Annotated in this window: 22 protein-coding genes, 1 pseudogene and 1 riboswitch; of the genes and pseudogenes, 13 read left to right on the plus strand and 10 right to left on the minus strand. The window is 60.8% G+C overall.

Going from position 1 to position 20,083, the window contains the following annotated elements; translation table 11 throughout:
- Nucleotides 1–639: a uracil phosphoribosyltransferase gene (upp, locus tag K5K89_RS05495; RefSeq protein ID WP_024073483.1), complete on the minus strand. Its 639-nt coding sequence runs from the start codon at nt 637–639 to the stop codon at nt 1–3.
- Between the two features lie 164 nt (nt 640–803).
- Between upp and K5K89_RS05500 the strand changes: the two genes are divergently transcribed.
- The 4 genes from K5K89_RS05500 to K5K89_RS05515 all read left to right on the plus strand — a co-directional run bounded on the left by K5K89_RS05500 (nt 804) and on the right by K5K89_RS05515 (nt 2,716).
- The gene (locus K5K89_RS05500; protein ID WP_058422982.1) at nt 804–1,361 is read left to right on the plus strand and encodes a hypoxanthine-guanine phosphoribosyltransferase; all 558 of its coding nucleotides are present in this window, start codon (nt 804–806) and stop codon (nt 1,359–1,361) included.
- 3 nt (nt 1,362–1,364) lie between these two features.
- Entirely contained in the window at nt 1,365–1,832 is a 468-nt protein-coding gene (locus tag K5K89_RS05505) for a WbuC family cupin fold metalloprotein (RefSeq protein ID WP_071491158.1), read from the plus strand.
- A gap of 35 nt (nt 1,833–1,867) precedes the next feature.
- Nucleotides 1,868–2,353: a hypothetical protein gene (locus tag K5K89_RS05510; protein ID WP_071491159.1), complete on the plus strand. Its 486-nt coding sequence runs from the start codon at nt 1,868–1,870 to the stop codon at nt 2,351–2,353.
- Nucleotides 2,354–2,428: 75 nt separating this feature from the next.
- On the plus strand, nt 2,429–2,716 hold the full coding sequence (locus tag K5K89_RS05515; RefSeq protein WP_058422979.1) for a PA4642 family protein: 288 nt from the start codon (nt 2,429–2,431) through the stop codon (nt 2,714–2,716).
- A 69-nt stretch (nt 2,717–2,785) separates the two neighbouring features.
- Here the strand turns inward: K5K89_RS05515 and mqo are convergent, their stop codons facing one another.
- Complete coding sequence (mqo, locus tag K5K89_RS05520) at nt 2,786–4,294, minus strand: malate dehydrogenase (quinone) (protein WP_092240758.1); 1,509 nt, start codon at nt 4,292–4,294, stop codon at nt 2,786–2,788.
- Nucleotides 4,295–5,013: 719 nt separating this feature from the next.
- The gene (locus K5K89_RS05525) at nt 5,014–5,247 is read right to left on the minus strand and encodes a hypothetical protein (RefSeq protein WP_071491161.1); all 234 of its coding nucleotides are present in this window, start codon (nt 5,245–5,247) and stop codon (nt 5,014–5,016) included.
- A 194-nt stretch (nt 5,248–5,441) separates the two neighbouring features.
- Here K5K89_RS05525 and K5K89_RS05530 point away from each other — a divergent pair, with 194 nt between their 5' ends.
- The gene (locus K5K89_RS05530; RefSeq protein ID WP_071491162.1) at nt 5,442–6,029 is read left to right on the plus strand and encodes a YajG family lipoprotein; all 588 of its coding nucleotides are present in this window, start codon (nt 5,442–5,444) and stop codon (nt 6,027–6,029) included.
- 57 nt (nt 6,030–6,086) lie between these two features.
- On the opposite strand, the gene K5K89_RS05535 is transcribed toward K5K89_RS05530, so the two are convergent.
- Nucleotides 6,087–6,296, minus strand: coding sequence for a hypothetical protein (locus tag K5K89_RS05535; protein WP_071491163.1), 210 nt, complete (start codon nt 6,294–6,296; stop codon nt 6,087–6,089).
- 183 nt (nt 6,297–6,479) lie between these two features.
- On the opposite strand from K5K89_RS05535, the gene K5K89_RS05540 reads away from it, so the two are divergent.
- The gene (locus K5K89_RS05540; protein ID WP_222540994.1) at nt 6,480–6,737 is read left to right on the plus strand and encodes a hypothetical protein; all 258 of its coding nucleotides are present in this window, start codon (nt 6,480–6,482) and stop codon (nt 6,735–6,737) included.
- 121 nt (nt 6,738–6,858) lie between these two features.
- Here K5K89_RS05540 and K5K89_RS05545 read toward each other — a convergent pair whose 3' ends face one another.
- Entirely contained in the window at nt 6,859–8,022 is a 1,164-nt protein-coding gene (locus K5K89_RS05545; protein ID WP_170856024.1) for a 1-acyl-sn-glycerol-3-phosphate acyltransferase, read from the minus strand.
- Between the two features lie 132 nt (nt 8,023–8,154).
- Here K5K89_RS05545 and K5K89_RS05550 point away from each other — a divergent pair, with 132 nt between their 5' ends.
- From K5K89_RS05550 to K5K89_RS05560, 3 genes are read left to right on the plus strand one after another with little or no spacing between them, the layout of a single operon-like run.
- Nucleotides 8,155–8,337 (plus strand): CPXCG motif-containing cysteine-rich protein, encoded by a 183-nt coding sequence (locus K5K89_RS05550; protein ID WP_071491166.1) that lies wholly within the window; start codon nt 8,155–8,157, stop codon nt 8,335–8,337.
- Nucleotides 8,338–8,348: 11 nt separating this feature from the next.
- Nucleotides 8,349–8,609 carry a putative signal transducing protein gene (locus K5K89_RS05555; protein WP_071491167.1) on the plus strand — a complete coding sequence of 87 codons (261 nt, stop codon included), beginning with the start codon at nt 8,349–8,351 and terminating at the stop codon, nt 8,607–8,609.
- A 36-nt stretch (nt 8,610–8,645) separates the two neighbouring features.
- Entirely contained in the window at nt 8,646–9,266 is a 621-nt protein-coding gene (locus tag K5K89_RS05560) for an SOS response-associated peptidase (RefSeq protein ID WP_071491168.1), read from the plus strand.
- On the opposite strand, the gene K5K89_RS28885 is transcribed toward K5K89_RS05560, so the two are convergent.
- The gene (locus K5K89_RS28885) at nt 9,263–10,105 is read right to left on the minus strand and encodes a methyl-accepting chemotaxis protein (protein WP_371262124.1); all 843 of its coding nucleotides are present in this window, start codon (nt 10,103–10,105) and stop codon (nt 9,263–9,265) included. The two genes, K5K89_RS05560 and K5K89_RS28885, sit on opposite strands and share 4 nt — an antisense overlap.
- A gap of 15 nt (nt 10,106–10,120) precedes the next feature.
- Nucleotides 10,121–11,401 (minus strand): annotated as a pseudogene (locus K5K89_RS28890) (HAMP domain-containing protein); the annotation flags it as partial.
- Nucleotides 11,402–11,641: 240 nt separating this feature from the next.
- Here K5K89_RS28890 and K5K89_RS05570 point away from each other — a divergent pair.
- Nucleotides 11,642–12,460 carry a M48 family metallopeptidase gene (locus K5K89_RS05570; RefSeq protein WP_071491170.1) on the plus strand — a complete coding sequence of 273 codons (819 nt, stop codon included), beginning with the start codon at nt 11,642–11,644 and terminating at the stop codon, nt 12,458–12,460.
- A 53-nt stretch (nt 12,461–12,513) separates the two neighbouring features.
- On the opposite strand, the gene K5K89_RS05575 is transcribed toward K5K89_RS05570, so the two are convergent.
- The 3 genes from K5K89_RS05575 to K5K89_RS05585 form a co-directional block, all read right to left on the minus strand.
- On the minus strand, nt 12,514–13,098 hold the full coding sequence (locus K5K89_RS05575) for a TMEM165/GDT1 family protein (RefSeq protein WP_004372026.1): 585 nt from the start codon (nt 13,096–13,098) through the stop codon (nt 12,514–12,516).
- 89 nt (nt 13,099–13,187) lie between these two features.
- A riboswitch (yybP-ykoY riboswitch) is annotated at nt 13,188–13,307 on the minus strand.
- A 51-nt stretch (nt 13,308–13,358) separates the two neighbouring features.
- The gene (locus K5K89_RS05580; protein WP_222540996.1) at nt 13,359–14,357 is read right to left on the minus strand and encodes a class I SAM-dependent methyltransferase; all 999 of its coding nucleotides are present in this window, start codon (nt 14,355–14,357) and stop codon (nt 13,359–13,361) included.
- Between the two features lie 30 nt (nt 14,358–14,387).
- Nucleotides 14,388–15,353 carry a 2-hydroxyacid dehydrogenase gene (locus K5K89_RS05585; protein ID WP_071491172.1) on the minus strand — a complete coding sequence of 322 codons (966 nt, stop codon included), beginning with the start codon at nt 15,351–15,353 and terminating at the stop codon, nt 14,388–14,390.
- Between the two features lie 84 nt (nt 15,354–15,437).
- Here K5K89_RS05585 and K5K89_RS05590 point away from each other — a divergent pair, with 84 nt between their 5' ends.
- The 3 genes from K5K89_RS05590 (at nt 15,438) to K5K89_RS05600 (ending at nt 20,076) form a co-directional block, all read left to right on the plus strand.
- On the plus strand, nt 15,438–16,070 hold the full coding sequence (locus K5K89_RS05590; RefSeq protein ID WP_058422966.1) for a LysE family translocator: 633 nt from the start codon (nt 15,438–15,440) through the stop codon (nt 16,068–16,070).
- Nucleotides 16,071–16,201: 131 nt separating this feature from the next.
- Nucleotides 16,202–17,884, plus strand: a complete 1,683-nt coding sequence (locus K5K89_RS05595) for a fatty acid--CoA ligase (RefSeq protein WP_071491173.1) — start codon at nt 16,202–16,204, stop codon at nt 17,882–17,884.
- Between the two features lie 332 nt (nt 17,885–18,216).
- Entirely contained in the window at nt 18,217–20,076 is a 1,860-nt protein-coding gene (locus K5K89_RS05600; protein ID WP_071491174.1) for a DUF1302 domain-containing protein, read from the plus strand.
- Nucleotides 20,077–20,083 lie beyond the last annotated feature (7 nt).

Genomic DNA, 20,083 nt, shown 5'->3' on the forward strand with positions numbered 1-20,083 from the left:
TCACGCGTCCTTCTGCTTGGTGCCGAAGATCTTGTCACCGGCATCGCCCAGGCCTGGGATGATGTAGCCGTGTTCATTCAGGCGCTCGTCGATGGAGGCGGTGTAGATCTGCACATCCGGGTGGGCCTTCTCGACGGCGGCAATGCCTTCGGGCGCGGCCACCAGCACCATGGCGCGGATGTCCTTGCAGCCGGCTTTTTTCAGCAGGTCGATAGTGGCAACCATGGAGCTGCCGGTGGCGAGCATCGGGTCGATGATCATCGCCAGGCGCTCGTTGATTTCCGGGACGAGTTTTTCCAGGTAGGTGTGGGCCTGCAAGGTTTCTTCGTTGCGGGCCACGCCCACGGCGCTGACCTTGGCGCCCGGGATCAGGCTGAGGACGCCTTCGAGCATGCCGATACCGGCGCGCAGGATCGGCACCACGGTGATTTTCTTACCGGCGATTTTCTCGACCTGGACGGGACCGGCCCAACCAGGGATTTCGTAGCTCTCCAAAGGTAAATCCTTGGTCGCTTCGTAGGTGAGCAACGCTCCGACTTCCTGAGCAAGCTCACGGAAGTTCTTCGTGCTAATGTCGGCGCGGCGCATAAGGCCGAGCTTGTGTCGGATCAGCGGGTGGCGGATCTCGCGAGTGGGCATGGGAAAGGCTCCGGCGGCGGGCAAAAAAACCGGCCTAGATTAATCTATCCGAGGGTGTTGTCCTATAGACATCTAGTACGTTAGTCCATTAAGGCTTGCTCGGAGCGCACGAGAAGCGTACCTTCGCCCGCTTTTCTTGCCACAGCACCCCCTTGGAGAGCGCCATGTCCGCTGATCTCGAGCATATCCGTCAAATCATGCGCGAGGCTGACTGCCTGTACACCGAAGCGCAAGTCGAAGAAGCGATCGCCAAGGTCGGCGCACACATCAGCCGCGAAATGGCCGACACCAACCCGGTGGTCTTCTGCGTGATGAATGGCGGCCTGATCTTCGCCGGCAAATTGCTGACCCACCTGCAATTCCCGCTGGAAGCGTCCTACCTGCACGCCACCCGTTATCGCAACGAAACCAGCGGCGGCGACTTGTTCTGGAAGGCCAAGCCGGAAGTTTCCTTCATCGACCGCGACGTGCTGATCATCGACGACATCCTCGACGAAGGTCACACCCTGGGCGCGATCATCGACTTCTGCAAACACGCCGGCGCGCGCAAAGTGCACACCGCCGTGCTGATCGACAAAGACCACGACCGCAAGGCGCGTCCGGACCTGAAAGCCGATTACGTCGGCCTGCCGTGCATCGACCGCTACATCTTCGGTTATGGCATGGACTACAAAGGCTACTGGCGCAACGCCAACGGGATTTTCGCCGTCAAAGGAATGTAAGCCATGGCCCGTTTTCTTGATCAGACGCTGTTTGCCGAACTGGCCGAGAAAGCGGCCACCCACCCCCGTGGCCGGCACCACCATAACTTCCACCAGATGGAAGAACCCTGCCATCGCCTGGCGGTAGGCCTGCAACCTGACACTTATGTACCGCCGCATCGGCACCTGAGCGCGGACAAGGCAGAAACCTTGCTGGTGCTGCAGGGCCGCTTGGGCTTGCTGGTCTTCAACGAAACCGGCGAGGTCATTGCCAGGCGTGTCATGCAGGCTGGCGGTGAATGCGCCGGTGTCGATCTGCCGCCGGGGGTGTTCCATGGCCTGGTGGTGCTGGAGCCCGACACGGTGATGTTCGAGTGCAAGGCCGGGCCTTATCGTCCGGTGGGCGAGGGCGAACAGCCCGACTGGGCGCCCCGCGAAGGCGAGGCCGGTGTGGCCGAGTACCAACGCTGGATGCTTGCCCAGTTCGATTGAGCTACAGTGCTGGGCCCACCTTGCCGGAGCGGCCCATGAGCCTGTTGATACGCACCTGCGCCGCCCTGGCGCTGACCCTCAGTTTGCCGCTGGCTGCCGCGCCAGCGCCGATGCACAGCCAATTCCTGCCTTCGGACGACCTGACCCTGCGCGCTGAAGCGCCGGAGCAGCAGCAACTGTTGCAAGTCACCGACTACGCGGTGGTGGTGGGCAACCAGCGCCAGTCCAGCCAGCAGCCGATCCCGGTGACCTCGCCGCTGATGATCCGTCTCAAGGGCAAGTCCCTGAACAAAGGTGCGACCATCGCCCAGGTGGTGCTCAATTTCGACGCCGAAAGCAAAAGCCTGAAAAAGCCGGTGTATGACGACTCCAGCAAAACCCTGACGCTTTCTTACCCCTTGGCCCAATACCGGGTGATTGTCGACCTGCTGCGCAATGACACGGTGTATGTACAGTTCCTCAGTTATGCCAACGGGCATATCTGGGCGGATTTGCATACGGGTGCGGTTAAAGCCAGGTAGGCCCCGCCTACACAAGCCCGCGCCCCGCAGGTAGACTTCAAACCCCGTGTAAATGTCTGCAGGCTGGAGTCGGTAATGCGTAAAGATAAGAAACAGGTGATTGGTGACGAGATCGGCGACGATCAGATCAAGTTGTTCCTGGACTTCGAGCCGGTCGACGCAACTTCTCCGTCCCTGCACAAGCTGATCAAGGCCTACCGTGGCCTGCGTATCGACGATTTCGAGCGGTTTCTGGGTTTCTTCAAGGAAGCCGGCCTGGACCTCGACGGCAAGGATGCGCATGGCCAGACCTTCGTCGACCTGATCAAGGACCAGCGCAACGCGGACGAGTACATCGAACTGATCGAAAACGCTCGCGGCTGATTATCCGATACACAAAAAAACGCCCCGTTCTCATGCCGAGAGCGGGGCGTTTTTTATTGCCTCAAGGCCTCAAGCGTAGCTCTCGGTCTCGGCGGCAGGCTCAACCAGTTCCAGGCTGATGTTGTTCTGCGCGTTGATCTTGCGATACAACTCGGCATCCGTTTCCAGGACCTTTTCACGGGCCGGGAAGATCTCGTGCAGTTTGGCAGCCCACTCACCGGCGGCTTTTTCCGGGAAGCACTTCTCGATCAACTCCAGCATGATCGAAACGGTCACCGAAGCACCTGGGGACGCGCCCAGCAGCGCCGCGAGCGAGCCGTCTTTGGCCGCGACCAGCTCGGTGCCGAATTGCAGCACGCCGCCTTTTTTCGGGTCTTTCTTGATGATCTGCACCCGTTGGCCGGCCACTTCCAGGCGCCAGTCTTCGGCTTTCGCCTCGGGGTAGAAGCGGCGCAGGGATTCCAGGCGCTGTTCCATGGACTGCATCACTTCGCTGACCAGGTACTTGGTCAGGTCCATGTTGTCGCGGGCCACGGCCAGCATCGGGCCGATGTTGCCGGCGCGAACCGACAGCGGCAGGTCGAGGAACGAGCCGTGCTTGAGGAACTTGGTGGTGAAACCGGCGTAAGGCCCGAACAGCAGGGACTTCTTGCCATCGACCACGCGGGTGTCCAGGTGCGGCACGGACATCGGCGGCGAACCCACGGCAGCCTGGCTGTAGACCTTGGCCTGGTGGTGCTTGACCACTTCCGGGTTGTCGCAACGCAGCCACTGGCCGCTGACCGGGAAGCCGCCAAAGCCTTTGCTTTCTTCGATGCCCGAGGCTTGCAGCAGCGGCAGGGCCGCGCCGCCGGCGCCGAGGAACACGAACCTGGCGTCAACTTCGCGGCTGCTGCCGCTGTTGACGTCCTTGATGCTTACGGTCCAGCCCGCGCCGTTGCGCTTGAGGCCGGTGACGCGCTTGCTGTACTTGACCTGGGCGTCTGCCGAGCTGGTCAGGTGGCTGAGCAGCTGGTTGGTCAGCGCGCCGAAATTCACGTCCGTGCCGTTCATCACACGGGTGGCTGCGATTTTTTCGTCGAGCGGACGGCCCGGCATCATCAGCGGCATCCACTCGGCCATCTCGCTACGGTCTTCGGTGTAGTGCATGTCCGAAAACGCGTGGTGCTGGCTGAGGGTTTCAAAGCGCTTCTTGAGGAAGGACACGCCTTTTTCGCCCTGCACGAAGCTCAGGTGCGGCACCGGGCTGATAAAGGACCTGGACGAGCCAAAGGTGCCCTTTTTGGTCAGGTACGCCCAGAACTGCTTCGACACCTCGAATTGGGTGTTGATGTGCACGGCTTTCTTGATGTCGATGGAGCCATCGGCGGCCTGCGGCGTGTAGTTCAGCTCACACAGCCCGGCGTGGCCGGTACCGGCGTTGTTCCACGGGTTGGAACTTTCCGCGGCACCCGAATCCATCAGCTCAACGACTTCCAGCTTCAGGCCGGGGTCGAGCTCTTTGAGCAGTACGGCCAGGGTGGCACTCATGATGCCGGCCCCTACCAGTACTACGTCGACTGCTTCGTTATGCGCCATTTAACGCGTCTCCAAAATCTGCAGCACCAAATTGACGGCATGGCTGCCAGGAGTGATGGGGCGGTTCACGTGTTGCCCCAGGTTACCCATGGCCAGGATCGCCATGTCCGATTCGCAATTCTTTGCATGTTCAGCGCACGCTTCCTGCCGGGCTAATCTGCCTATGAACGCATTCATGGGCGCCTGTGGCAATTCGACTTATGGTCAAAGCGTGCGATTCGTGCAACCAATCCGTAGCGGACAGGCTCAAGCTCCCGTTGTTGAGGAGTACTCGATCCTGTGTGGTTGGGCTGTTCCAGACGCTGATGGTGCTTGTACAAACGCCAAACTATTCATTTGCTCGCCACACTCTTGTGAAGTTGTGAAAACCCGTTTTTTCACGCTCTTTTGAAGACGTGAACCTCAAAAAAGGGCTGCCCCAGCCTGGCACCTGGCCCCTAGCCGACACGCGGCAAAACGGGCAAACAACTCAAGTGGCCGAGCGCAATGGCAGCTCTGGCAGATTCGGTAAAGGCGGGTGGTTTGCAAAGAAAACAGCAAGCGCGCCAGCTTCACTCGATCTGTGTGGGCGGCTCTCTGTGGGCGATTCTTGGGGCTAATGCCGAGGCATTAACGATGCTGCGAGGCCCGATCAGGAGACGTCCTTATAATCGGGGGGAGATTGTAGCGAAGAACGCCAGGGAAATGGGCGTGTTTTATGACTTTTATTAGGCGTTCGGTCAGGCGGCCAACGGTTGGTGACGCGACGGCTGCGCTGCACGTGGGCTGACACGGGCGCTGGCCGGCAGCGGGTGGTGCATCCAGCTCAGCCGGATTTCATCGATTTCCACCCAGCCGTCGCCTACAGGAGGCTGGCAGCACTCTTTGAAGGCCTGGCAACGGCCTTGCACATCGAGCAGGGCGAACTGGCGAAGGGCGGGTTTGCGCGTGAACAGTGACCAGAGAAATTGCATGGCGACAGACCTCTTGGGATTGGGGCCAAGCTTGCCTGTCGGGCATGACGGCTCTGTGTATCAGCCGTGACATATCAGTGACATCGAACCGCTACAGTCTGTGCAGGTCTCAGGTTGTAACTGGCGCTAGTTCCCGGCACTGGCGCACCGCTATACTGCCCGCCTGTCGGTACCCGATTTCTGGAGAGAAGAGCATGTTGCAACGCCTGTTGTTCGGTTTGATCACTGTGACCAGTTTGACCCTGGTTGGCTGCGCCAACAGCCCGCAACAACTGACCCCGGAACCAAAAATCACCACGCAGTTGGCCCCCGTGGGTCACGGCCAGCCGGTGTCGGTGCGTGTGGTGGATGGTCGTCCGTCGCCTACGCTCGGTTCGCGCGGCGGCCTGTATCCGGAAACCGCCCTGGTCTCGGTGAACGCTCAAGACGTACTGCCCAAGCTGCAGGCCCAGGCCGAAGCTGCCGTGCGCCTGCTGGGTTTCACCCCGAGCCCCAACGCGCCGGGTGCTCCGCAGTTGACGATCACCCTGGCCGAATTGAAGTACCAGTCGCCTAAAGACGGCCTGTACGTGACCGAAGCATCCATCGGCGCCACCTTCAAGTCCGACGTCACCGCCGGCACCCGTCGCTACAGCGGCCGCTACGGTGCGTCCCTGAACCAGCGTTTCGGCATGTCGCCGAACCAGGAAACCAACACCAAGTTGGTCAGCGACGTGCTGAGCGATGCCTTGACCCGCCTGTTCAAGGACCCAAGCATCGGTTCGTTGCTCAGCGCGCAATAACCGGTCCTTAAAAAAGCCGGGCTCATCACTGAGCCCGGTTTTTTTTCGTCTTCAGTTTCATGCAGCCGTGTCGATACAGAAATCCAGCAGGCTCACCCCGGTCAACAGATCGGCCTCCGGCAGGTCGGCATGCTGGTGTCCGCCAAGGGCGCAATACACCAGCCAGTGGCGGTCCTGGACGTTGAAGGCCAGGCCGCCGATCAGCGCTTCCTGCTCATCGCTCGGGGCGATCAGATACAGCCGATCCTGGTTGTGCGCATGCAGCATGACAAGCTCCTGAAACGTCAAAGGGCAACAGAGTGGCTTGTTAAGGTGACGTTCAGGTGACGCCGTAAATTACTGGATACATTAGCCGTCAATGGGGGAGGGAGCATTTCAGGCGCCGGAGGCCACTATCGTTCAGGTTTGTATCTGAACCGATACCAAAACACTGTTTTGCCGAGGTTTGCGATGGCGCTGCCCGCACTTTTGACCAATGTTGTTGCTTTGGCCGTGGCCTGTCCGGGCGCGGCACTGCTGTTCATTACCCGCCTGCGCGAACAGCGCGCCATGGCCGACCTCACCGCGCAGAGCGAAGATCGCGCAATTGATCAGCCGATGTTGTTTCTGGATGTGCGCACCGAACGGGCGCATCGCCTGGCTTACCGCGTCGGGTTTGCCTGCCTGGGCATGGCGCTGGCCATCTCCTGGCTCAGCACCCGCCTTTAAGAACACCACAAAACAAATGTGGGAGGGGGGCTTGCCCCCGATGACGGAGCTTCAGTCGACAGCTGATTGACTGATACACCGCTATCGGGGCAAGCCCCCTCCCACATTTTTGAATCGGTGTTTAGAGGGGTATTCCAGCCTTGACCCGATACTGATTGCGCACCGGCGTCGCATATTGCACCACCAGGAACGGCCGGTGCTCAGCCGGGCAGTCGTTCAGACGCCGCTCCCACTCCGCCTTCGCCTTGGCCAGTTCATCAGCCGGGAACACTTCGGCCGCCGTCGGCACCTGCAATTGAGGGTCGGCGTCGCTCCACTGGGCGTAGGCCAGGTAATGCACCGGGAACAACCGGTAGCCCCCCAGAATCTGCCGGTCCATTTCTGCGGCCAGCAACTTGGTGTCTTCGAAACGCTCGGTAATCGGCGGCGCGAAGTTAATGTGCACGCGACCCTTGTAGCCGGTGATGCCCAGGGCAATGCTCACATCATCTTCGCCCTGCGCCTTGACGTAGGTGCCAGTGGTCGCGCGGATGTACAGTTCGCGGGCCTTGGCTGAATCACACGGGTCGTATTCGTAGCTGATGGACACCGGCGTCAGGTTCAGCGACTGGATCACCTCGGCAAACGGCTCGTCCTTGCGGCTGACGTGGAACATCTTGAGGATCGCCGATTCGGTACGGTCATCTCCATCCTTGGCGCGCCCTTCGGCCTGGGCGATCCAGATCGACGCACCGTCGTTGCGGATCGAATGGTTGATGTAGGCCGACAGCAGCTGATACGCCGCCATCTTCTCTTTGCGCCCGGTGATCGAGCGGTGCACGATGAAACTCTTGTTCAGGCGCATCAGGTCGCTGACAAACGGCTTCTGCAGCAGGTTGTCGCCAATGGCGATGCGAGGTGTCGGCAGGCCGGCGTGGTATACCGCATAGTTGACGAAGGCCGGGTCCATCACGATATCGCGGTGGTTGGCCAGGAACAGGTAGGCGGTGCCGGACTTGAGCTGCTCGACCCCGGTGTAGGTCACGCCGTCGGTCGCCCGGTCAATGGTGTGGTCGACGTAGTACTCGACTTTGTCCTGCAGCGTGGCCACGGTGGTGACGCCGGCGAATTCACGGCGCAGTTTGCGGGCGATCATCGGCTTGAGCAGCCAGCCCAGGGCGCCGGCGAAGCGCGGGAAGCGGAAGTGGGTCAGGATGTCCAGAAAGGCCTTGTCACTGAACAGACGTGCCAGCACTGCCGGGACTTCGCTGTCGTTGTAAGGTCGGATGGTATCGAATTCGCCCATCATGCTCTCTTGTTAGAAACGGCTAGGGTAAGTAAAGGAAATACCAGGGTGCGGCCCGAGTAATGGGCGCGGCCAAAAATAGCCCTGTAAATAGACCGGCGATTATACGCACAAGTCACCTTGGAGGCTGCGATGCTGGAAAACGCGACGTACGATTGTCCTTATTGCGGTGAAGTGGTCGAGACAACGGTGGATTTGTCCGGGGGGGATCAGGTTTATATAGAGGACTGCCAGGTGTGCTGCCGACCGATCATTTTCGATCTGCAGGTACATGGCGAAGAATGGATGCTTGAAACCCGTAGTGAAAACGAATAGCGGGGACGCTGATGCAACGAATCTACGAACCGGAAAACCTGATGGAGGGCGAGCTGCTGCAACAGATGCTCGCCAGCGAAGGTATCGAGGCGCACCTGGTGGGTCGTCATTTGCTCGGCGGCACCGGCGAATTGCCCATCTTCGGCCTGCTGGGCCTGGAGGTGGACAATGACCGCGCCCTGTATGCCCGCGAGTTGATTACCGCCTATATCGGCGCACAACCGTTGCCGGGCGACGAACCCGACAGCTTCCCCGACGTGCTGGTCTGTTAGGCTGTCGGTCGGTTTACCCAAGAGTCGTGTTACCCCATGTGTGGACGTTATGCCCTGTTTCGCTGGACCCCCGCTTTTGCTGCCCTGCCGGGCTTTCCGGCCGACCAGCAGGCCCAGTGGAACATTTCCCCGAATGATTCTGTGCTGATCCAGCGCGCCGCCGACGGCCAGCGCACCCTGGCTCGCGCCCGCTGGGGGCTCACCCCGCCCTGGTTGACCGATCTTTCCCGTACCCCCGCCCACGCCCGCGCCGAAACCCTGGCCGAACAGCCGATGTTTCGCGAAGCGTTCCGCCAGCGTCGCTGCCTGCTACCGGCCAATGGGTTCTACGAATGGCGTGGCACCCAGCGCAAGCGCCCGTACTGGCTGACACCGGGGGAGGGCTCCACGTTGTTTTTTGCCGCGATCTGGGAGGCCTACCCGGTGCAGGAACAGGTGTGGCTGAGCACCGCGGTGGTGACCCAGGCCGCGCAGGCCCAGCGTCGGCCACTGATTCTGGATGAGGCCGGACAGGCAGCCTGGCTCGACCCTGAGACGCCGTTGCATGTGTTGCAAGGCCTGCTGGCCAGTGAGCCGAGCGCGTTGCGCGAGCGGGTCCTGGCCAACATGGTCAATGATCCCAAGCTTAACGGGCCGGAGTGCCTGACCCCGGCTTAAACCTTGAATTGATTGATCAGCCGGCGCTGCTGCTCGGCCAACTTGGTCAAGTCGGCACTGGCCGCACTGGATTCATCCGCGCCGCCCGCCACTTCATTGGCCACCTGGCCGATATTGATCACGTTGCGATTGATGTCCTCGGCCACCGCGCTCTGCTCCTCGGCGGCACTGGCGATCTGGGTGTTCATGTCGTTGATCACCGACACCGCCTGGGTGATGGTCTCCAGTGCTTCGGCCGCCTTGGCCGCGTGTTGCACGCTTTCATCGGTGCGGTTCTGGCTGTCCTCCATCACCCGCACCACATCCCGCGTGCCTTGTTGCAACTGCTGGATCATAGTCTGGATTTCTTCAGTGGCCTTTTGCGTCTTCTGCGCCAGGTTGCGCACTTCGTCGGCGACCACGGCAAAACCACGACCTTGCTCGCCGGCCCGCGCCGCCTCGATGGCGGCGTTGAGTGCCAGCAGGTTGGTCTGCTCGGCAATCCCGCGAATCGCCGTGAGGATGGCGTTGATGTTTTCGCTGTCCTTGGCCAGGGTTTGCACCACACCGACGGCCTTGCCGATTTCCTCGGCGAGCGCGCCGATGGAGGTGGAGGTGTCACGCACAATACGCATGCCCTGGCTCGCGGCCTGGTCGGCATGGCTGGCGGCCTGTGCGGCTTGGGTGGCGTTGCGTGCAACGTCTTGCGCAGTGGCGGTCATCTCATGCACGGCGGTGGCGACCTGGTCGATCTCCACCATCTGTTTATGCACACCCTGGTTGGTACGGATCGCGATATCAGCGGTGTGCTCCGACGAGTCGCTGACCTTCTGCACCGAACTCACCACCTGGGTGATCATGCCTTGCAGCTTGATCAGGAAGGTGTTGAAACCGTTGGCAATCGCGCCCAGTTCGTCGGCGCGATCACTGGTCAGGCGCCGCGTCAGGTCACCTTCGCCCTGGGCGATGTCATTGAGCATCGCGACCATTTGCTTGAGTGGCCGGGCGATGCCGTGGCCTACCAGCCAGATCACCAGCAGGCCGATACCGGCGATCAGCAGGCCGGCGATGGTCATGCCGAAAATGTCGGTCTTGCGCTGGGTTTCCAGGTCGCTTTGCAGTTTCTGCGAGTCGGCCATTACGGCACTCAAAGGCAGCTGCATCATCAGGGTCCAGCGCGCATCGGTCTGGCCGATGTTGAACGGCAGGAACAACTCGATATGCCCGTGCTCCTTGTCGATGTCGTAGCGCACTTCGCCGATTTTCAGTTGGCCGAGGTTGGCCAGTTCATTGCTGTCGAGCAGGTCGCTGGCCTTTTCGCCGAGTTTGCTGGCGTCCTGGGTGTAGGCCACCAGGCGGCCGTTGCTGGAGATCAGCGCCAGTTCACCGGCGCCGTTGTAGAGTTTCTGGTCGGCACCGGTCAGCATGTCCTGGATGAAGTTCACCGACAGGTCGGTGCCGACGATGCCCTGGAACGTGCCATCGATCATGATTGGCTCGATAAATGAGGCCAGCATCACCATCGCGTTGCCCACCTTGTAGGGCGCGGGATCGATGACACAGGCCTTTTTGCTTTCCTTGGAGCACAGGTAGTACTCGCTGGCGCGCACGCCTGTGGAGAGGATTTTCTGGTCGGCCACGTCGGCCAGTTTATCCATGCCCAGGCTGCCATCTGCGTTGCGGTACCACCACGGCAGGAAACGTCCGTCGGCGCCCATGCCGACAATCGGGCTGTTCACGTAGGCCGCGTCGTTGTGATCGATAGCGTTGGGCTCCCAGCCGATGTAGGCGCCGAGGATTTTGGGGTTGCGTACCACGGTTTCGTGCAGCAGGTTGATCAGTTGCTCGCGGCCAAGCTGCAGGGCGGGTTCACCCTTCGCGTCTTTCATGCCGAGCAGTGCGTTGGTAGTGGCCAGGCTTTTGGCGGTTACCAACGGCGCTTCCAATTCACGCTGGATCAGCGTGGCCTGGGTTTGCGCCAGGGCGGTGAGGCGCTGTTCGATAATCTGTTCGAACTGCACCTGGGTGCGCTTCTGCACCATCTCCTGGGTGCGCGCGCCGGCAAACAAGGCGTAGAGCACCAGCACCGCCACTACGCTCAGGACAATGGCCCCGGCCAGGGCCGCGACAGAAAATTGAATCGACTTGAATTTCATGAAAGCTCCGGGCGCAGGGGAGAGGGCCTGTCCTGTGTATCGGCCGAGGGCGAGGTGGGCATGAGGGGGGCGCCCGGCAAAATAGGGGGATGTGTCGCAAACAGAATGCTCGGCGCCGCCGCTGGCGTGTGAGATGTATCGGAAAATCAGCGGTTACATGTCAGGTGTATCTGGCGTCGATACAAATGTGCGCCTACGATACGCGCCATGTTTAAGGGCGTGCTATCAGGGAGAGTGTTGATGAAGAAGTCATTGGTGATAAGTGGTTTGGTCGCGGCGATGCTGCTGGCCGGGTGTCAGTCGGTCAATACCACCAGCGGCGGCGCTGTCGGGGTAGAGCGCAAGCAGTACATGTTCAGCATGCTGTCGAGCCAGGAAGTCGACCAGATGTATGCCCAGTCCTACCAGCAGACCCTGGGGGAGGCCAGCAGCAAGGGCCAACTGGACAAGACCAGCGCCAACGCCAAGCGCGTGCAGGCCATCGCCAACCGCTTGATCGCCCAGGCGCCGACGTTCCGTGCGGATGCGGCGCAGTGGAAGTGGGAAGTAAACCTGATCAAGAGCGATGAGATGAACGCCAACTGCGGGCCTGGCGGCAAAATCTTCGTGTACAGCGCGTTGATCGACAACCTCAAGCTCACCGATGACGAACTGGCCGCCGTGATGGGCCATGAAATCGCCCACGCCTTGCGTGAGCATGGCCGCGAAGCCATGTCCAAGGCCTACGGGATCGAGATGGCCAAGCAGGGTGCCGGTGCGTTGTTCGGCCTCGGCCAGGACAGCCTGGCCCTGGCTGATACCGTGGCCAACTACGGCATGACCTTGCCCAACAGCCGCAGCAATGAAAACGAAGCGGACCTGATCGGCCTGGAGCTGGCAGCCCGTGCGGGCTACAACCCGAACGCGGCGATTACGCTGTGGAACAAGATGGCCAAGGCTTCGGAAGGCGCACCACCGGAGTTCATGAGTACCCACCCGGCTTCCGACAGCCGAATCGCCTCGTTGCAGGCGGCGATTCCGAAGGTGATGCCGTTGTACCAGCAGGCCAAGAAATCCTGACCTTTTGAAGATCTAAATGTGGAAGGGGGCAAGCCCCCTCCCACAGGGAACCCTTAGATCCACCCGCTGCTTTGCATGGCTTTGTACACGGCCACAATGGCCAGGATGAAAAACGCTGTAGCGGCCAAGCGACGAATCAACGTCAACGGCAGTTTCTCCGCCGCGAAATTCCCCGCCAAAACCACCGGCACGTTGGCAATCAGCATGCCCAGGGTGGTGCCGATGATCACCAGCCACAGCTCCGGATACTGAGCCGCCAGCATCACCGTGGCGATCTGCGTCTTGTCACCGATTTCCGCCAGGAAGAACGCGATCAGCGTAGTCAGGAACGGCCCGAATTTGCGTGTGGTGCTGGCTTCGTCATCGTCGAGTTTGTCCGGCACCAGGGTCCACAGCGCCGTGGCGCAGAAGCTTGCCGCCAGGATCCAGTGCAACACCGCATCCGAGAAGAAACTTCCGAACCACGCCCCCACGGCACCGGCGGCCGCATGGTTGGCCAGGGTCGCGGCAACGATGCCGGCGATGATCGGCCAGGGTTTGCGAAAGCGTGCGGCAAGGATGAGCGCGAGCAGTTGCGTCTTGTCGCCGATTTCGGCCAAGGCAACGATTGCGGTAGGTACGAGCAATGAATCCAGCATCAGGTAGGTTTCCAGGGGCGGGTCGACACGGCTATGACACGTACAGCCTTCCCGCCCCGGGTAAGGTGTGCGTGTCATAGGTCTTGTCAAACCCCGGTCCGTCTGTGCGGACTCCTGGGTCGCATACGCCATGGTCTGCTGACCAAGTATGTTGACGTATGCCGGACGAGCGTGGCGCTCGTGGGAGACTACTCCCCTAGGACGCTGCGGATTCTGCCTAGGCAAAATCCATTCGGCAAGCCTTCTTTTTCAAACGCCCGTCAGCCGCGCTTGGCGCGGTAGATGCGAAAACCGTTGCCTTCGGCCTTCACTGCACACACACCCAGATGCTCCTCGATCAGCGGCTGGTACTTCAGGAAGCTGTTGGCAACCAGGCGCAGTTCGCCACCTTTTGCCAAGTGTTTCGCCGCTTTTCGCAGCAGATTCTCGGTGGCGAAATAATCGGTGTGCACGCCGACATGGAACGGCGGGTTGCTCAGAATCGCGTTCAAACCCATCGGTGCCGCGTCGATGCCATCGCCGGTCAATACCTCGGCTTCCAGACCATTGGCGGCCAGGGTCAAGCGACTGCTGGCGGCGGCGAAGGCGTCCACATCGAGCATCGTCACCGTGTTGTGCGGATAGCGCCGTTTGACCGCAGCCCCCAGCACCCCAGCGCCGCAACCAAAGTCCAGCAGATGTCCGCTCGGCAGTTTGTCCAGGTGCTCCAGCAGCAGCTCGGTGCCGCGATCCAGACGGCCGTGGCTGAACACACCCGGCAAGCTCACTACCTTCAGCGGGCCTTCGGTCAATGGCACTTCGAAGACCTGCGCCAGGCTCTCCAGCTCGACCGCTTGGGGGGTGTTGACCACGGTGATCTGCCACAGTTGGCAATGCCGCGCGCTGTCGAGTTTGCGCGGTTTGCCGAAGGGGATTAGCTGTTTGGCGGCGCTTTCGATACCGGCCTTTTTCTCGCCGACCAGGAACAGCTCGGCGCCGGGCAAACGGGCGGCCACGGCGTTGAGCAGGTAGTCGGTCAGGTCCTTGGACTTGGGCAGGAAGATCACCGCCGTATCAAACGCCCTGTCAGGCACGTTCACGCCAAACTGGCTGCGCTCAGGGAAACGTGCGTCGAGTGCCGCCTGGTCCCCGGCGTGCCAGCTCCAGCCGTGGGCGTTGGGCAGGCGACCGAGCAGGTCGTCGGCGGGCAAGCCCACCAACAGCAGGTTGCCTTGAAAAAGTTCGGCCTGGCGAAGCAGTACTTCACTGCGCGGATCCATGGTCTGCTCCTTGAAAAGGGGCGCAGTTTATCAACTGACGACGCGCAGCGGGGCCCCACTGAAAAAGCCCCGGGCGTTTTCCGCCAGTTGGCCGACGATGCGCTGCCGCGCTTCGCGACTGCCCCAGGCGTTGTGCGGGGTGACGATCAGGCGTGGAATATCGCCGGCCAGCAGTGGGTTGCCATTCACCGGCGGCTCCACACTCAGTACATCGGTCGCTGCGCCGCCCAAATGACCACTGCGCAACGCATCGGCCAGGGCCTGTTCGTTGATCAAACCACCGCGCGCGGTGTTGACCACAAACGCGCCGGGCTTGAGCAGCGCCAGTTCGCGGGCGCCGATAAAGTCGCGGGTGTGTTCGTTGAGCGGGCAGTGCAGGGTGAGCGCGTCGACCTGCGCCAGCAGTTCATCCAGTGGCACGCGGTCGGCGCGGGCAGGGCGCCCCGGAATCGCACCCAGCACCACACGCATGCCGAAGGCTTCGGCGAGGCGCGCCACGGCGCCGCCCAGTTCACCGTGGCCGAGCAGGCCGAGGGTCTTGCCTTCGAGTTCGACAATCGGGTGGTCCAGCAGGCAGAACTGCCTGGCCTGTTGCCATTTGCCGGCGCTCACATCCCGTTGATAATCCTTCAAGCGCGTCGCCAGGTTGAGCAACAGCATGATCGTGTGCTGGGCCACCGACGGCGTGCCGTAGCCCTGGCAGTTGCTCACGGTGATGCCGTGGGCGCGGGCGGCGTCGAGGTCGACGTTGTTGGTGCCGGTGGCTGAAACCAGGATCAGCTTGAGCTCCGGGCAGGCCGCCAGGGTCTCGGTATTGAGGGCGATTTTGTTACTGATCACCACGTGGGCGCCTTGCACGCGTTCAACCACGTTCTGCGGTGTGGTGTCGGTAAACAACTGCAACTCGCTGAAGCTGTTGCGCAATTCGCTGAGGTCAAGGTCCCCCAGGTCCAGGGACGGGTGATCAAGGAAGACGGCGCGGCGATTGTTCGTCATCAACTGTACCTTTTGCGACAGGGTTCGAAGGCGTAATCTGCCGAGCCTATCAGATGAAATAATCCGTTACTTAATGGAGTGAGTATGTACGCCGCCGAGTTCTTGACCGTAGCTCTGATTCACTTGTTGGCGGTGGCCAGCCCCGGCCCGGATTTCGCGGTGGTGGTGCGTGAAAGCGTGACCCACGGCCGCCGCGCCGGTACCTGGACCGCACTGGGCGTGGGCTCGGCGATTTTCCTGCACGTGGGCTACTCGTTGCTCGGCATCGGCTTGATCGTGTCCCAGTCCATCGTGCTGTTCAACGCACTCAAGTGGGCGGCGGCGGCCTACCTGCTGTACATCGGCTTCAAGGCCCTGCGCGCGCAGCCGGCCAAGCCACCTGTTGAAGGCGAGTTGCACCGCGAGGCGGGCGAACGCACCCCGCGTGGGGCGTTCACTGCTGGTTTTGTGACCAACGGTTTGAATCCCAAGGCCACCTTGTTCTTCCTGTCGTTGTTCACCGTGGTGATCAACCCGCACACCCCGCTGGCGATCCAGGCCGGTTATGGTGTGTACCTGGCGGTGGCGACGGCGCTGTGGTTCTGCCTGGTGGCGATGTTGTTCAGCCAGCAGCGCGTGCGTGCGGGGTTTGCGCGGATGGGGCATTGGTTCGATCGGACCATGGGCGCGGTGTTGATTGCGATCGGAGTCAAGCTGGCCTTCACCAGCATGAAATAAGCCGGATGCTGGCGCAAAGCTAGCATTCGCTGGGGTCTGCAAATCATTCCTTTGGCTGATTTGGCTGAAACATAAGGTCTCTAAAGTGCAGGTCTTCAAGCCAAGACCGTGCAGTCAGAAAAGGGATTCGTATGTTGCAGACCCGTGTTATCCCGCCCGCCGAAGGTGCGTACCAATACCCGCTGTTGATCAAACGCCTGCTGATGTCCGGCACCCGCTATGAAAAGACCCGGGAGATCATCTACCGCGACAGACTGCGTTACACCTACCCGACCCTGATCGAGCGCGTTGCGCGCCTGGCCAACGTGCTGACCGAAGCCGGGGTCAAGGCCGGTGATACCGTGGCGGTGATGGACTGGGACAGCCACCGATACCTGGAATGCATGTTCGCCATCCCGATGATCGGCGCGGTGATCCACACCATCAACGTGCGCCTGTCGCCGGAACAGATCCTCTACACCATGAACCACGCCGAGGACCGCTTCGTGCTGGTCAACAGCGAGTTCGTGGGGCTTTACCAGGCGATTGCCGGGCAGCTCACCACCGTCGACAAGACCCTGCTGCTCACCGATGGCGAGGCCAAGACTGCCGAGCTGCCCAACCTGGTGGGCGAGTACGAAACCCTGCTGGCCGCCGCCAGCCCGAAGTACGACTTCCAGGACTTCGACGAAAATTCTGTCGCCACCACCTTCTACACCACCGGCACCACCGGCAACCCCAAGGGCGTGTATTTCACCCATCGCCAACTGGTGCTGCACACCATGGGCGTGGCGACCATCATGGGCAGCGTCGACAGTGTGCGCCTGCTGGGCACCAACGATGTGTACATGCCAATCACGCCGATGTTCCACGTGCACGCCTGGGGCCTGCCGTATGTGGCGACCATGCTCGGCCTGAAACAGGTCTACCCCGGTCGATACGACCCGGAATACCTGGTGGAGCTGTGGCGCAAGGAAAAGGTCACCTTCTCCCACTGCGTGCCGACCATCCTGCAGATGGTGCTCAACGCCAAGGCCGCCCAGGACGTGGATTTCGGTGGCTGGAAAATCGTCATCGGCGGCAGTGCGCTCAACCGTTCGCTGTACGAAGCGTCCAAGGCCCGTGGCATTCAGTTGACTGCGGCCTATGGGATGTCCGAGACCGGGCCGCTGGTGTCCTGCGCCCACCTCAACGAAGAATTGATGGCCGGCAACGAGGATGAGCGCACCACGTACCGCATCAAGGCCGGCGTGCCCGGGCCGTTGGTAGAAGCGGCGATCATCGACGGCGACGGCAACTTCCTGCCCGCCGATGGCGAGTCCCAGGGCGAGCTGGTATTGCGTGCACCGTGGCTCAGCGAGGGTTATTTCAACGAGCCGCAAAAGGGCGCCGAGCTGTGGGCCGGCGGTTGGATGCACACCGGCGACGTGGCGACCCTGGATGCCTTTGGGGTGATTGATATCCGCGACCGCATCAAGGACGTGATCAAGACCGGCGGCGAATGGATCTCGTCCCTGGCGCTCGAAGACCTGGTCAGCCGTCACCCGGCGGTACGCGAAGTAGCGGTGGTGGGCATTGCCGACCCGCAGTGGGGCGAACGCCCATTTGCCTTGCTGGTGGTGCGTGATGGCCATGTGATAGGCGCTCGTGAGCTCAAGGAACACCTCAAGCCGTTCGTGGAACTGGGCCACTTGAGCAAGTGGGCGATTCCGAGCCAGATTGCCGTTGTTACTGAAATTCCCAAGACGAGCGTAGGAAAACTCGACAAAAAACGTATCCGTATCGACATCATCGAATGGCAGGCCAACAACAGCACGTTCCTGTCCACCCTGTGAGCTGATTCGCCGCGCCCTTGTGGCACGGCAATGCTCTATCTCGCGCCTTGACTTGTGATTTGCCGATTTTCAGCCATCCTTGCCGCGTCGGCCTTCGCCGACGTGGCGAAAGGGTCGTGGCAGACGGGTCGGTGATGCAAATCACACTTTAGAGGGATCAAGCACTACCCCCTGCTGGCTATAGTCCCTTCCAGAGTTTTTCACGGATGTTCCGCTTCGGGCCATGGGGGCTCGGCTGCCGAGCGGCATTGGAATCGTTGTATTCCGGCCGTTACACGCATCACAGAAAGAACTCACTGCCATAACAATAAAATGCACATGGAGTAGCGTCGATGACCTCAGTAAACCAGTTCTGGCGCCGGGCAAGACTGCCCCTGGCCGTCAGTCTCGCTTCTACGCTCGCCGGGCCCGCATTCGGCGTCAGTTTCAACATTGGTGAAATCGAAGGGAGCTTTGACTCGTCGCTTTCCGTGGGGGCGAGCTGGTCGACGGCCAAGCCCAACAAAGATCTCATTGGTGCGAACAACGGTGGTCGTGGCCTGTCCCAGACTTCCGATGACGGTCACCTTAACTTCAAGCGCGGTGAGACCTTCTCGAAGATCTTCAAGGGCATCCATGATTTGGAACTGAAGTACGGAGACACCGGTGTTTTTGTACGAGGCAAGTACTGGTATGACTTTGAGCTAAAGGACGAAAGTCGCCCCTTCAAGGACATCAGTGACAACAACCGTAAAGAAGGCGCCAAGTCCTCTGGCGGGCAGATTCTCGATGCGTTCATCTACCACAACTACAACATTGCCGATTTGCCGGGTAACGTGCGCTTCGGCAAGCAGGTGGTGAGCTGGGGGGAAAGTACCTTCATCGGCGGCGGCATCAACTCCATCAACCCGATCGATGTGTCTGCGTTCCGTCGTCCGGGGGCTGAGATCAAGGAAGGCTTGATTCCGGTCAACATGTTCTACGTGTCGCAAACCCTGACCGATAACCTGTCGGCGGAAGCGTTCTATCAGTTGGAGTGGGACCAGACCGTTACCGATAACTGCGGTACGTTCTTCTCGCAGCCTGATGTGATATCCGACGGTTGCAGCGATAATCTGCGAGTGCTCAACAAGCGCTCGACCATTCCGGGTGCCGCTTTACCGACCTTGAATGCCCTGGGTGTAGACGTCAATAACGAAGGTGTACTGGTACGTCGTGGTCCCGACCGCGATGCGCGGGACAGTGGCCAATTTGGCGTGGCCATGCATTACAACTTCGAGCCGCTGGATACCGAGTTCGGCGCGTACTTCATGAACTATCACAGCCGTGCACCGATCTTCAGTGCTCAAGGTGCACCGTCGTCCGCTTATACCCGCCCGCTGGGGCCGCTGGCTGCGCTGCGTCCGCTGATCGTAGCCGGTAGCTCGAACTACTTCGTCGAGTACCCGGAAGATATCCGCCTCTACGGCCTGAGCTTCTCCACCACGCTACCTACGGGCACGGCCTGGAGCGGTGAGTTGAGCTACCGGCCGAATGCGCCTGTGCAACTGAGCACGACCGATATCCTGTATGCCGGTGTCACGCCCATTCCTGGCTTTGGCAATGCGTCCGTGCTGAAAGGGACGCCTGGCCAGGATTTGCATGGCTATAACCGCAAGGAAGTGACTCAGTTCCAGACGACTTTCACGCATTTCTTCGATCAGGTGATGGGCGCCAGCCGCTTGACAACCGTCGGTGAGATTGGTGTGACCCATGTGGGCGGCCTGGAAAGCAAATCCGAGGCCCGTTACGGTCGTGATCCGGTGTTTGGCCCAGGTACTCTGCCAGGTGGGTTTTGCAACGCCCTCAACAACTCGACGGCCACCGGCGCCGGTCTTCCCAATGCGGCAGGTTTGAACACCAACTGCAACAACGACGGTTACACCACCGCCACCTCCTGGGGCTACCGCGCCCGCGCCATCTGGGAATACCCGGACGTGTTCGCCGGCGTCAACCTCAAGCCAAACGTGGCGTGGTCCCACGACGTCAAAGGTTACTCGCCAGGCCCTGGCGGTAACTTCGAAGAAGGTCGCAAGGCGGTCAGCCTGGGCCTGGATGCCGAGTATCAGAACACCTACACCGCCAGCCTGGCCTACACCAACTTCTTTGGTGGCAAGTTCAGTACGGTGGATGACCGCGACTTTGTCGCTTTGAGCTTCGGCGCCAACTTCTAAGCACACT

Origin of the sequence: Pseudomonas sp. DR208 (genome assembly GCF_019823005.1) — a bacterium.
In the GTDB taxonomy this organism is placed as follows: domain Bacteria; phylum Pseudomonadota; class Gammaproteobacteria; order Pseudomonadales; family Pseudomonadaceae; genus Aquipseudomonas; species Aquipseudomonas extremorientalis.